9 protein-coding genes are annotated in these 13,624 nt (G+C 61.8%); 3 read left to right on the forward strand and 6 right to left on the reverse strand.

What is annotated here, in order from left to right:
• Positions 1-25 precede the first annotated feature (25 nt).
• The 6 genes from IM284_RS22010 to nasR form a co-directional block, all read right to left on the reverse strand.
• Positions 26-2,524 carry a nitrate reductase gene (locus tag IM284_RS22010; protein ID WP_047368716.1) on the reverse strand — a complete coding sequence of 833 codons (2,499 nt, stop codon included), beginning with the start codon at positions 2,522-2,524 and terminating at the stop codon, positions 26-28.
• Positions 2,521-6,507, reverse strand: a complete 3,987-nt coding sequence (gene nirB, locus IM284_RS22015) for a nitrite reductase large subunit NirB (RefSeq protein WP_082131818.1) — start codon at positions 6,505-6,507, stop codon at positions 2,521-2,523. The genes IM284_RS22010 and nirB overlap by 4 nt, the downstream gene beginning before the upstream one ends.
• Positions 6,508-6,520: 13 nt before the next feature.
• Complete coding sequence (locus IM284_RS22020; RefSeq protein WP_045630583.1) at positions 6,521-7,309, reverse strand: ABC transporter ATP-binding protein; 789 nt, start codon at positions 7,307-7,309, stop codon at positions 6,521-6,523.
• 9 nt (positions 7,310-7,318) lie between these two features.
• Positions 7,319-8,197 carry a nitrate ABC transporter permease gene (gene ntrB / locus IM284_RS22025; protein ID WP_047364934.1) on the reverse strand — a complete coding sequence of 293 codons (879 nt, stop codon included), beginning with the start codon at positions 8,195-8,197 and terminating at the stop codon, positions 7,319-7,321.
• A 2-nt stretch (positions 8,198-8,199) separates the two neighbouring features.
• Positions 8,200-9,447: a CmpA/NrtA family ABC transporter substrate-binding protein gene (locus IM284_RS22030; RefSeq protein ID WP_047364933.1), complete on the reverse strand. Its 1,248-nt coding sequence runs from the start codon at positions 9,445-9,447 to the stop codon at positions 8,200-8,202.
• Between the two features lie 227 nt (positions 9,448-9,674).
• Positions 9,675-10,859: a nitrate regulatory protein NasR gene (gene nasR, locus IM284_RS22035; protein ID WP_045261104.1), complete on the reverse strand. Its 1,185-nt coding sequence runs from the start codon at positions 10,857-10,859 to the stop codon at positions 9,675-9,677.
• Between the two features lie 73 nt (positions 10,860-10,932).
• On the opposite strand from nasR, the gene IM284_RS22040 reads away from it, so the two are divergent.
• From IM284_RS22040 to IM284_RS22050, 3 genes are all read left to right on the forward strand, one after another.
• Positions 10,933-11,286, forward strand: a complete 354-nt coding sequence (locus tag IM284_RS22040; protein WP_028013455.1) for a DsrE/DsrF/TusD sulfur relay family protein — start codon at positions 10,933-10,935, stop codon at positions 11,284-11,286.
• Positions 11,287-11,392: 106 nt separating this feature from the next.
• Complete coding sequence (locus tag IM284_RS22045; protein ID WP_047368717.1) at positions 11,393-13,177, forward strand: methyl-accepting chemotaxis protein; 1,785 nt, start codon at positions 11,393-11,395, stop codon at positions 13,175-13,177.
• 194 nt (positions 13,178-13,371) lie between these two features.
• Positions 13,372-13,611, forward strand: a complete 240-nt coding sequence (locus tag IM284_RS22050) for a DUF1883 domain-containing protein (protein ID WP_013096243.1) — start codon at positions 13,372-13,374, stop codon at positions 13,609-13,611.
• The last annotated feature ends 13 nt before the right edge of the window (positions 13,612-13,624 follow it).

Below are 13,624 nucleotides of genomic sequence, written 5' to 3' on the forward strand. Positions count from 1 at the left end.
ACGTGATTTCTCCCTCTTTGCAGCTTTACGGGGAATTTTCCGGAATTTCCTGAAACATTGTTTTGAGCTCAGGCACGCACGAACCGCAGTTCGTGCCGCACCGTAACGTCGCCCCCAGCGCGGTAACGGAACCGCAGCCTCCGGCAATCGCCTCCCGTATCGCGTTTTCTCCAACGCTGAAACAGCTGCAGATGATGCGCCCCGGATCTGTAACCTTCCCCACGCCCTGCCCGTTCAGCAGCGCATGGCGTTCTGCGGGAGTCGAGGGTGGTGACTGAAAAGCGGCTTCTATCACCGGGTGCGCCAGATCGGGCAAGGCGGTGCCTTCCCAGAAACCCAGCATCAGATGGCCGTTATGCCAGGCCAGTACGCTGCTGCGTTCCCCGGTTTGCGCAACCTGCAGCTGCCAGCCCCGGCCGCTGGCATAGTCCATGACCCACGACAGCAGCGGCTTTTCACCCGCTATCGTCATTCGCGAGGCTTTACGCCACCAGTGAACCGAAGAGGGGATTTCCGGCCATTCCCGGGCATAGAGCTCCCCCTGCCAGGCGGGCTGCCAGGGCATGATTCTGACGGCGGTTTGCTTACTCTCCGGCTGCCCGGAAGCCGGATCGACGCGTCCTTCCACCAGCGCGTTAACCTTTCCCTGGCGGGCAAACTCAGCGTTCCAGTGCATAGGAGCAAACGCTTCGCCTTCCCGTATTCCGTCGTTGATTCGTACTCTGGCCACCATCACGCCGCGCGGCGAGCCGATCCGCGCCAGCTGGCCGTCGCACAGTGAAAACCGAATGGCGTCTGCGGCGCAGACCTCAACAAATGGCTCCGCGATATGCTGCATCAGCCGGGGCACGTATCCCGTACGGGTCATGGTGTGCCACTGGTCGCGGATACGGCCAGTGTTGAGGATCGCCGGGTATAGCGCGGTAGCCGTCGCGCCGTGCGGCAGCGGATCGACAGGCACTACGTTTCGACGCGGTAAATTTCCCGTCGGCCACTGGTACGGCTCAAGCGTCTCCCACGCTTCACGGGTTAACCCCGCCAGTTCCTGAAGGTTCAACGCCCGCGCACCGTCATTTTCAAACGCCGTCAGCGCCGCATGTTCGCAAAAAATCTCCTGCGGATGTTGCCAGGCAAAGGCCTCGCCGTAGCCCAGACGTTTTGCAATCTGAGCCACGATCCACCAGTCCGGCTTCGCCTCACCCGGCGCGGGCAGAAACGCGCGCTGGCGCGAAATGCGCCGCTCGGAATTGGTCACCGTGCCGTCCTTCTCCCCCCAGCCCAGCGCCGGAAAACGGATATGGGCGAACCGGCTGGTGTCGGTATCTTTCATCACCTCAGAGACAATCACCAGCGGACAGGCCGCCAGCGCCTGACACACAGCGTGGCTGTCCGGCAGCGACACGGCAGGATTGGTGCCCATGATCCACACCGCCTTCACCTCGCCGCGGGCGATGGCGTCAAACAGTTCCACCGCCATCAGCCCCGGCGTCTGCGCCAGCCGTTCCGTTCCCCAGAAACGCGCCACCCGCGAAAGATCGTCCGGCTCGAAGCTCATATGCGCCGCCAGCTGGTTCGCCAGCCCGCCCACTTCCCGGCCGCCCATGGCGTTTGGCTGTCCGGTCAGCGAAAACGGGCCGCAGCCCGGACGGTTGAACTTCCCGCTGGCAAGATGCACGTTAATGATGGCGCTGCACTTGTCGCTGCCGCTGGAGGACTGGTTAATCCCCATGGTGTAGAGCGTAATGGCGCGAGGCACGGTAACAAACCAGTCGTAAAAGGTACCAATATCCTCTGCCGGAAGGTCGCAAAACGCCGCCACGCGGTCAATCGGCCACTCATCGGTGCCCTGGATCAGATTGAGCAACCCCACAAACAGCCCGGCATCGCTGCCGGGTTTAAGCGCCAGATGCAGGTCGGCAATATCGCAGGTAGCGGTTTTACGCGGGTCAATCACCACCACCTTCATCTGTGGATTGATGTGCTTTGCCTGCACCAGACGCTGATAGAGCACCGGATGCGTCCAGGCCGCGTTCGAGCCAGCCAGCACCACCAGATCGCTGTTTTCCACATCCTCGTAGCTGCACGGCACCACGTCTTCGCCAAAGGCGCGCCTGTAGCCCACCACCGCCGAGGACATGCAGAGCCGGGAGTTGGTATCGATGTTCGCCGCGCCGATAAACCCTTTCATCAGCTTGTTGGCGGCATAGTAGTCCTCGGTTAACAGCTGGCCGGAGGCATAAAACGCCACCGCCCGTGGCCCCCATGTGTCGATGATCTCCCGCAGTCGCTCGCCCGCCGCGTTCAGCGCCTGGGACCAGTCCACCTCAAGTCCATCGACAACGGGGTACAGCAATCGCCCCTGCAAGCCCGTTGTCTCCCCCAGGGCCGATCCTTTCACGCACAGGCGGCCAAAGTTTGCAGGGTGGGTGTCGTCCCCCCGAACGCTGACCGCTCCATCCTCCACGCTGGCGATCACGCCGCAGCCGACCCCGCAGTAGGGGCACGTTGTCCTGGTTTCCGTCATGAGGCCTCCGCGCGCATCACCAGCTCTTCGTTGCCGACCCACACCTTGCCATTTTCAATTTTGACCGGCCAGGCGCGCACAGCGGGTTCGCCACTCTCCACCTGACAGCCGTCGCGCAGGCGAATGCGCTGCTTGTAGAGCGGAGAAATAACGACCGGTTCGCCCGCCGCATCGCCGAGAATGCCGCGTGACAGCACGTTCGCGCGGCTGCCCGGCTCCAGGTCGTCCAGGGCATAAACAGTTTGACCAAAGCGGAACAGCGCGATCGGTTTACGGCCAAGACGCGCGCCAATGCCCGCCTGCTCCGGGATATCGTCAATGCCGCAGATTTCCTGCCAGCGCTTGCTTTCTTCCGACGGCGCGACGTTCACCGCGGTGCGGAACAGCGCCAGGCGGTCAGGATCGTTGAGCGTGGTTTGCCATTCGCACTGGTACGTCTCGACTACCCGGGCCATCTCCTGCTCCAGCTCGTGGGCGATGCCCAGGCTGTCGTTGAGGATCACCTCACGCAGATAGTCGAGGCCGCCCTCCAGGTTGTCCATCCAGGTGCTGGTGCGCTGCAGGCGATCCGCCGTGCGGATGTAGAACATCAGGAAACGGTCGACGGTGCGGATCAGCGTTTCGTCATCCAGATCGCTGGCGAAGAGATCCGCATGGCGAGGCTTCATCCCGCCGTTGCCGCACAGATAGAGGTTCCAGCCTTTGTCCGTGGCAATCACCCCCACGTCCTTGCTCTGCGCCTCCGCGCACTCGCGGGTGCAGCCGGAAACGGCCATTTTGATTTTGTGTGGGGCGCGCAGGCCCTTGTAGCGGTGCTCCAGTCTGACCGCGAGACCAGTGGAGTCCTGCACACCGTAGCGGCACCAGGTCGACCCGACGCAGGATTTCACCGTGCGCAGGGATTTCCCGTAAGCGTGCCCGGTTTCAAACCCGGCCTCCACCAGCGCCTGCCAGATCTCCGGCAGCTGTTCCAGGGTGGCGCCAAACAGGTCGATACGCTGCCCGCCGGTGATTTTGCTGTACAGGCCGTAGCGTTTCGCAATCTGGCCGATGGCAATCAGCCCGTCGGCGGTCACTTCTCCTGCGGGCATGCGCGGCACGATGGAATACGTCCCGTCCTTCTGAATATTGGCGAAGTAGCGGTCGTTGGTGTCCTGCAATGGCAGATGCGCCGGCTTCAGCAGGTATTCGTTCCAGCAGGAGGCCAGCACTGACCCCACCAGCGGCTTACATATTTCGCACCCGTGCCCCTGACCGTAGCGGCTGCTCAGCTGCTCAAAGGTGCGGATATGGTTGACGCGCACCAGATGGTAAATCTCCTGGCGCGAGTACGGGAAGTGTTCGCAGATGTCCTTTTTCACCTCCACGCCCTGCTCGGCAAGCTGGAACTCCATCACCTGCTTCACCAGCGCGCTGCAGCCCCCGCAGCCGGTCGCCGCTTTGGTGCACTGCTTAACGGCGCCGATATCCGCTGCGCCCGCGCTCACCGCCCGGCAGATATCGCCTTTGCTGACGTTATGACACGAACAGATCTGCGCGCTTTCCGGCAGCGCCGCCACGCCCAGCGCTTTTGGCGCGCTGCCTGACAACGTGGGTAGTATCAGCGTTTCCGGCTCTTTCGGCAGGCTGATGCCGTTAAGCATCATCTGCACCAGCGTGGCGTATTCGCTGGCATCGCCCACCAGCACGCCGCCGAGCAGCGTTTGGCCGTCGTGGCTGACCACGATTTTTTTGTAGATTTGCTGCGGGCCGTGCGTCCACTGGTAGCTTAGCGCCCCCGGCGTGCGCCCGTGAGCATCGCCAAACGACGCCACGTCCACGCCGAGCAGCTTGAGCTTAGTGCTCATATCTGCCCCGGTGAAGGTCTTATCTTCGCCCGCGAGCGCGGCGGCGGCCACGCGCGCCATCTGGTAGCCCGGCGCCACCAGGCCAAAGATTTTCCCCTCCCACAGGGCGCATTCACCGATGGCAAGCACGTTCGGATCGGAGGTCCGGCAGGCGTCATCAATGCAGATCCCGCCGCGCTCGCCGACAGCCAGCCCGCTGCTGCGCGCCAGCGCGTCCTGAGGACGAATACCGGCAGAGAAGACCACCATGTCCGTTTCCAGCTGTTCACCGTCGGCGAAGCGCAGCACCAGCCCGTCGTTCGTCGCAGCAATGTCCGTGGTGGCTTTACTGGTGTGAACGCCAACGCCCAGCGCCTCGATTTTCCTGCGCAGCATCGCCGCGCCGTCATTATCAAGCTGCACCGCCATCAGATTGGGCGCAAACTCCACCACGTGCGTTTCCAGCCCGAGCTGTTTCAGAGCATTTGCGGCTTCCAGCCCGAGCAGACCGCCGCCAATCACCACGCCACGACGCGAGCCCGCCGCGTGGGCCGCTATGTTGTCCAGGTCGTCAAGGGTGCGGTAGACAAAGCAGCCCGGCAGATCGTTGCCCGGTACCGGCGGTACGAACGGGTATGAGCCGGTCGCCAGCACCAGCTTGTCCCAGTGGGTCTCATGCCCGCAGGCGGTACGCACCACGCGCGCGTCGCGATCGATAGCGACGATCTGCTGCGAGAGGCGCAGCTCAATGCCGTTATCGGCAAAGAACTCCCCCTCCACCAGCGAGAGCGACGCCGCGCTTCGGCCGCCAAAGTATTCCGACAGATGCACGCGGTCATAGGCGGCATAGCGCTCCTCACCAAAGACAACGATCTGATACTGCTGATGCAGATTGCGGTTAACGCAGTCTTCGAGAAAATGATGGCCGACCATACCGTGCCCAACCACCACCAGAGTAGGTTTTGTCATAGCGTTCTGTCCTGCAACCTGCGGTTGCGTAGTGAAACGATCGAACAGCCAGTCCGCGCGTGCGGGCGCAGCCGTTGCCAATAAATCGGTAAATGTTGCCGCGCTGCGGCAGTCGCCCATCAGCAGCACGCCAGCCAGCGCACCCTGATGGATCAGTAACCGACGATAGTGACGGGTTAGCGGATCCCAGGAACTCCAGACCACATCGTCCTCCTGCACCGTCGCGCGCCCGAGGCTGAACAGCTCCACGCCGGTCACCTTGAGGCGCACGCCGTTGTCGGTGAGGGCAAACGGCGCGGCTGTGTCACCCGCCAGCCGCGCGGCGAGAATATCCGCCTGCGTCATACAGGGGGCGACCAGGCCAAAGGTCTGGCCGTCAATTTCGCAGCACTCGCCAATGGCGTAGACGTCCGGTGCGGAGGTCCGCATCTGGCTATCCAGCACGATGCCGCGCGCGCAGCGAACACCGCTGGCCTGCGCCAGTGCGACGTTGGGGTGCACGCCGGTCGCCAGCACCACGCGCGCGGCGGCGACGCGGCGTCCGTTGAGCAGCGTCACGCTATTCCCGTTAATCGCCGCGATGCCGGAGGCGAGTTCAGAGCGCACGCCCCGCGCCGCCAGCGCCTCTTCAAGCAGTACGCCCGCCTGCTGGTCCAGCTGCTGCTCCATCAGCCACGGGCCGCGATGAACGAGCGTGACGTTGTCACCTGAACGAGCCAGCGCTGCCGCCGTCTCAACGCCGAGCACGCCGCCCCCCAGCACTACCGCCGGACCGGCGATCGCCTGAATGGCGCGGGTATCCTCCAGGGTACGGAACGTGAAGACGTGCGGCGCATCGCCCCCAGGAATCGGCGGCACAAACGGCGTTGACCCGGTGGCAAATACCAGCGCATCCCAGCCCAGCGTGCGGGCGGTGGTTTGCACTTCCCGCGCGTCCACGTTCACGGCGAGTGCCTTTTCGCCCCGCAGCACCGTCACGCCGCGCTCCTGGTACCAGTGGTCATCCTGAAGGCAGATGCCCGCAGCCGTTTTTTCCCCTCCCAGCACCGGCGAAAGCTGGATGCGGTTATAGGCATGCTCCGGCTCGTCACCGATGACGGTGATAGCGAACCGACCGGAAGCTCGCCCGGTGAGCGAAGCAATCAGCCGGGTTGCCGCCATGCCATTCCCGATAATGACCAGTCGCATCAACGCCCCCTCGTTACGCCGCTTTCGGCTGTTTTTCGTAGAGGAAATGGAGGATCTGCTGGCGCATGTGGTGATAGCGGCTGTCGTCCGCCAGCTGCACCCGGTTGCGCGGGCGCGGCAGGTCAACGCGCAGGATCTCCCCGACGGTGGCCGCCGGGCCGTTGGTCATCATCAGCACGCGATCGGAGAGCAGCACCGCCTCGTCCACGTCGTGGGTAATGAGCACGATGGTGGTGTTCAGCGCCTGCTGGATCTGCATCACCGAGTCCTGCAGATGGGCGCGCGTCAGCGCATCCAGCGCGCCGAACGGCTCATCCATCAGCAGCACTTTCGGCTTCATCGCCAGCGCACGGGCAATCCCGACGCGCTGCTTCATGCCGCCGGAGATCTCCCCCGGACGCTTGTGCAGCGCGTGTCCCATCTGCACGCGGTCGAGGTTGTGCTCGATCCACTCTTTGCGCTCGGCCTTGCTCATGGTGTGACGGAACACCTGATCCACCGCCAGCGCCACGTTGTCGAAGCAGGTCAGCCACGGCAGCAGCGAATGGTTCTGGAACACCACCGCGCGCTCGGGCCCAGGCCCGGCGATTTCGCGGTTGTCGCAAATCAGCCCGCCTTCCGTCGGCAGCGCGATCCCGGCGATAAGGTTAAGCAGCGTCGACTTGCCGCAGCCGGAGTGGCCGATAAGACTCACGGTTTCGCCCTCGTGGATATCAAAAGAGACGTTCTGCAGCGCCAGAAACTCGCCGCTGGCGGTGGAAAAACGTTGGCTCACGGCCTGGACCTGAATTAATGGTTTCATGTTCGCTCCTTATTTTTCCTGCCAGCTAAAGCGACGGGCGATCAGCATCAACCCCTGCTCCAGCAGCAACCCGACCACGCCGATGATGACGATGGCGATCAGAATGTTTTCAACGTTGAGGTTGTTCCACTCGTTCCAGATCCAGAAGCCGATACCCAGCCCCCCGGTGAGCATCTCGGCGGCGACAATCACCAGCCAGGCGATGCCGATGGAGAGGCGCACCCCGGTTAGCACAGCAGGTAGCACAGCCGGGAAGAGTATGCGGCGCATGATCGTCCACTCGGAAAGCTGCAATACGCGGGCGACGTTGAGGTAGTCCTGCGGAATGCGGCGCACGCCTTCGGCGGTGTTGATCACCATCGGCCAGATAGAGCAGATGAAAATGGTCCAGCTCGACGCGGGCTCCGCTTTCTGGAACAGCAGCAGGCCGATGGGCAGCCAGGCCAGCGGGCTGACCGGCCGCAGAAGCGCAATCAGCGGGTTGAACATGCGCGAGAAAAAGGTGAAGCGGCCAATCAAAAAGCCCAGCGGAATACCCGCCAGCGCTGCCAGGCCAAAGCCGATGGCGACGCGCTGCAGTGAAGCAAGCACGTTCCAGCCAATGCCCATATCGTTAGGCCCGTCGCGATAAAACGGGTCGGCAAACAGGGTAATGGCGGAATCAAGCGTGCTGAGCGGCGTCGGGAAGCCTTTGCTGTTTATCGCCGCCAGTTGCCAGAGCACCACCAGCAGCCCGAGGCCGAGCAGCGCCGGGATAACTCGCTGGAAAAAGTCGTTCATCCGGCGCGCTAACGCGGGCGTGCGACGGCGAACCTGTACCGGAGGCAGGACAATCACTTCCCCGCTCTCTGGCGTCTCTTGTGGTTTCGTGTTTTGCAGATGCGGCATAATCAGGCCCCTTTACGGTGAATGGCGAAACGGCTGGCGTACCCTTCCGGATCGGTGCCGTTCCAGACGGTGCCGTCCATCAGCGTGCTGCTGCGGTACGGTGATGACGGCGTGGACATGCCGCCGACGGCGGTGGCGGCATCCTGCCAGACCGCGGTCTGGTTGATGCGCTGCGCGATGCCCGCGTAGTCCGGCGCGGCTTTGAGCAAGCCCCAGCGGCGGAACTGGGTTAAGAACCACATGCCGTCGGAGAGATACGGGTAGCTCACAGCCCCCTCGTTGAAGAAGCGGATCGGGTGCGCGTCCTGCCAGCGCTGGCCCAGGCCGTTGTCGTACTCGCCGAGCATGCGCCCGGTGAGATACTGTTCTTTGCAGTTGAGCCACGCCCGGCGAGAGAGGATCTGCGCGGTTTCGCGTTTGTTTTCCGGGGACGCCTCGATCCAGCGCGCGGCCTCCAGCACCGCGCTCACCAGCGCCCGGGCGGTGTGCGGGTTTTTCTCCACCCAGTCGCGGCGCGTGCCGAGGATCTTTTCCGGATGATCGGCCCAGATGGACTGCGACGTGGCGGCGGTAAAGCCGATCCGGTCGTTAATCGCCCGCGCGTTCCACGGCTCGCCGACGCAGAAGCCCACCATGTTGCCGATGCGCATGTTCATCACCATCTGCGGCGGCGGCACCACCACCGTGCGCACGTCGTCAAAGGGGTTAATGCCCGCGCTGGCCAGCCAGTAGTAAAGCCACATGGCATGCGTCCCGGTCGGGAAGGTGTGCGCGAAGGTGTAGGTTCCCGGCGCCTGCTGCCCGATCAGCGTTTTCAGCCCGTCGAGATCGCGAACGCCCTTCTCCGCCAGATCGCTTGAAAGCGTGATGGCCTGGCCGTTCTGATTGAGCGTCATCAGGTTCGCCATCTGCTGCGGCTTGCCGGCGATGCCCAGCTCCAGCCCGTACAGCAGACCGTAAAGAATGTGTGCGGCGTCCAGTTCTCCCGCCACCAGCTTGTCGCGCACCGCCGCCCAGCTCGCCTCTTTGGTGGGAACGATGGTGATACCGTATTTTTTATCAAAGCCTTTTAACGCTGCGATAACCACCGGCGCGCAGTCGGTCAACGGGATAAACCCGACGCGCACCGTCTCCTGTTCCGGTTTATCTGAGCCAGCCGCCCAGGCAGCCTGCATAACACCCGGTAACAGCGCTGCACCACTCGCCAGCATGCTGGCCTGCAAAAATCGCCGTCTCGACAAATCCGCCATAACCGCTCCCGAAAAAAAGCCAAAAAAAAGCGCCCGCCGTGCCGAAGCACCGCTGGACGCCTTTATCCCGAAGACGGATGCACCGCCGTTGGCGCACCGTCAAAAATGGTTAATTAAATAATGCAAAGCCAGTGCCAGGTTTAAAGACCCTCTTTCAGGGCCGAAAACCGGGTTTTGCCCGCGTTCACGCACCTCAATCAGGCATAAAATGCCCGCTGATTGTGCAGCTACTCCTTTGGTGTTACCTGCCAGACGCTCTTCACCGTAAGCAGCGCGCGGGCGATATCGACCATGCGCTGGTTCTTGTCCATCGCCATTTTGCGCAGCGTTGTCCAGGCCTGTTCTTCACTCATGTTCTGGTGGGTCATCAGCACGCTTTTGGCTTTATCAATGGTTTTGCGCTCCTCAAGCGTATCGCGCAGCGACGCGAGCTGGCGGGAAAGCTGCTCTATCTCTCGTGCCTGCTGGCGAACCAGGGTCAGCAGCGGTTTATCCGGGTAGTGCGCCAGCGGATCGTCCTGTTCATCCCCGGGAAGCGGGTACGCCTCGTCGCGCTGAATACGCTCATCCACCGCGACCATCAGATCGGCGATGATCGTCTCCTCCAGCGCGCGCAGATGCTCCAGCCGCGCCGTTTGCAGCGCAAACCAGGCGAGTGCGGTATGTCCATTGTCTGCAGCAGGCTGGCGGGTACAGGCCACGCGCCGGAGCTGCTCCGTCTCACGATCGGGCTGACAATTAAGGGAGAACGAAGTCTGCACGTCGGCCTGGCTGTGGGAGAGAAAGATCTCAAAGCAGGCCTGCTGCCCGTCAATGCGGTCAACCAGCCGCTGGCGGGTCACATCATCGAAAAAGCCCTGCGTGAAGCCAATCGCCCCCAGGGCCCGCTCTTGTCCCGCCAGCTCTTTCCCCTGCATCAGGCTATATAGCGCGACGAAACGGCCCGCGATTTGCGGGTCGTCAATGCTGTCATTAAGCTGCGGTACGATACTGAGCAGGTGGCGCAGCATGCGGGAGTAGTGCTCCATTGCCTGCGGAGCCGTCAGCGTTTGCCGATTTACACCGTCGCGCAGCGCAGGAAGCGTCTCCAGCGTGAGCAGCGCATTGCCGATACGTTCGCAAACGGCGCTTCCCGGAAAGGCGGACTGTTTTCCAAGAATGTCGTTCAGTGCAGCAAGGTTTTCGTCCACCAGCGCCCGGCTGGCTTTGCATTCAGGCGCATAGAGCTTACCCTGTGAGCAGAGCCAGACGTTAGATGCGCCGCGCTCGCACTGGAGCATATGCACCAGCTGGCTAATACCGCGCACCAGCACGTTCAGCTGCGCCAGCCTGCTGAGCTGCTCCCGGCGCATCCGCCTTGCGCGCTGGAGCCATTCGGTTGCACCTGGCGAAATGCCAGCCATTAATGTCATGCTTACTCTCCCGGACAGCGAAACTCCGGGGAAATTAAGCAATATTCGTGCCTTTATAAGAACAGGAGTCAACATGCAGAAGATTGTGATCGTCGCCAACGGTGCGGCTTACGGCAGCGAATCCCTTTTCAACAGCCTGCGCCTGGCGATCGCGCTACGCGAAAAAGAGAGCGATCTGGTATTGCGGATATTTTTAATGTCCGATGCCGTGACCGCCGGGCTGAAGGGTCAAAAACCGGCGGAAGGCTACAACATTCAGCAGATGCTGGAGATCCTGACCGCGCAGGACGTGCCGGTAAAACTCTGTAAGACCTGCACCGACGGGCGCGGCATTACCGGGCTGCCGCTGATCGAGGGCGTAGAAATCGGTACGCTGGTTGAACTGGCCGAATGGACGCTGACCGCGGATAAAGTATTAACTTTTTAATAATAAACCCGTAAAAATATTATTTTCTTATGGACGCGGTTTCAGCATCAAGTTTACCTGCGGGGTTGCCGATAGGCATGGAAACAACACAGCAGGTATTTCACTTATGTTCAGATCCATTCGCGCACGCATTATCGCCGCGACGACAGGCTGCCTCGTCGTCGCCCTTCTTCTCAATACCGTAATTAACTTCCAGGTCACGCGCCAGGATAACCAGCAGTCCCAGCACGATATTCTGACCAGCACCCGCGCCAGCCACAACATGGCGATTGCCGACTGGGTCAAAAGCAAAATGACGGTGATTACCTCCGCGCAGAGCATCGCGCTGGCTGACGATCCGGTTCCGGCGTTTAAGCAGCTTGCCCTGGCGGGCGGTTTCACCAACGTTTACGTGGGCTACGCCAGCAAGACGGCGAAATTCTCAGACCCGACAGGCGTCCCGGCGGATTATGACCCCACCGTTCGTCCCTGGTATCAACAGGTGGTGAGCACGGACGGCCCGGTGGTAACGGCACCCTACGTTGATGCCGGGACCGGGAAGCTGGTGGTCACGTTTGCCGTGCCGGTGAAGGAGAATGGCGCTCTGAAAGCGGTGGTGGCGGGCGATGTCGCCATGGATAGCGTGGTGGCGAACGTGCGCGGGATCCACCCCACGCCGGCCAGCAGCGGGTTGCTTCTGAACAGCGACGGCACGGTGATTGCCGCCAACGAGCCGGCCCTGACGCTGAAGCCGTTTGCCGAGACGATCAAAGGCATCGACCTTGCGGCGCTGAAGAGCGGTAATCCGGTCGACGGAACGCTGAATGACGAGGAAAAAACCTTTATCGCCTCAGCCGTGCCGGGCACGAACTGGCTCCTGGTCGTCGCCCTCGACAGCAGCGATGCCACCTCCGGCATGCGTTCCCTGCTGAAAGCGTCGGCGATTTCGCTGGTGATCCTCGCACTCCTGAGCGGCGCCATTGTTCACGTCCTGATTGCCCGCCTGCTGAAGCGCCTGTCCGACATTCGTGACGCGATGCACAACATTGCCAACGGCACTAACGATCTGTCCCAGCGCCTGCCGGACAGCGGTGATGACGAAGTGGCGCAAATTGCGCAGGCGTTTAACGCCTTCAGCGATAAGCTCTCGGTGGTGATGGTTCAGCTCCGCGACGCCAGCGCCTCGGTGAAAAACGCCGCGCAGGAGATTGCGGCAGGTAACCAGGATCTTTCAGGCCGTACCGAGCAGGCGGCATCCAGCCTTCGCGAAACCGCCAGCGCCGTGGAAGAGATCACCGCCTCCGTCACCCAGTCGAATGAATCGGCAGCAGAAGCCAACGACCAGGCCAGCAAGGCCTCTGCGGCCGCAGCGCGCGGCGGTGAAGTGGTTTCGCAAGCCATCAGCACCATGCAGTCCATCGAAGTGGCGTCCGCTAAGATTGGCGATATCACCAGCGTGATCGACGGCATCGCCTTCCAGACCAACATTCTGGCGCTGAACGCCTCCGTCGAGGCGGCGCGTGCCGGTGAGCAGGGCCGCGGGTTCGCCGTGGTAGCCGGTGAAGTGCGGAACCTCGCCAGCCGCAGCGCCCAGGCGGCGAAAGAGATCAAATCGCTTATCGACTCCACCACCGACAGCGTGGCCACCGGCTCGCGCTACGTGCATCTGGCCGGGGAAAGCATGGATGAGATCCGCTCCAGCATCGGCAGCGTCTCCGGCATCATGCGCGAGATCTCGATTGCCACCAGCGAGCAGATGAAAGGCATTCACGAGATCAACCACGCGGTGACCCATCTCGACAGAATGGTGCAGCAGAATGCCGAGCTGGTGGTGCAGTCCGCCGCGGCCGCCAGCGCATTGCAAAGCCAGGCGGGCGACCTTGCTGAAACCGCCGGCCATTTCCGCATTTAATTTTCTTCAGGCGCGTGTTAAACAGAGTAAACGCGCGTCAGCTGAAAGGTTTCAGGAATATTGTCATTTTTGTTTAATCGTTATGCCATTTTTTGATCAAAATCAGCATCCCTCGCTCCCCGCTTTGGTGTTATGCAATGAGTATTTTGTGAACAACATCACGCTCGGGATGGGCAAAATCGACGGGGTAGAAAATGGCACTGGTGAAAACAAGTTTGAAACTGTTTGGCGGGGATACGGTGGTGGTGCGTTGCTCAGAGCGCTGTCGTATTCATCTGATGAGTGCGAAAGCACAGAAGCAATCCCAGGCGGATATTCTGACCGTGCAGGATGACAAGGCCTGGCTTACCGTGCCGTATACCGGCACGTGGGATGTGCTGATCGACAGCCACAGCCAGTCGCTGGAGCATTCGGTCAGCTACGTGGCAGCGTAATTTAAACGCCCGG

Source organism: Enterobacter cloacae complex sp. P12RS, assembly GCF_014895875.1.
Taxonomy (GTDB): domain Bacteria; phylum Pseudomonadota; class Gammaproteobacteria; order Enterobacterales; family Enterobacteriaceae; genus Enterobacter; species Enterobacter bugandensis.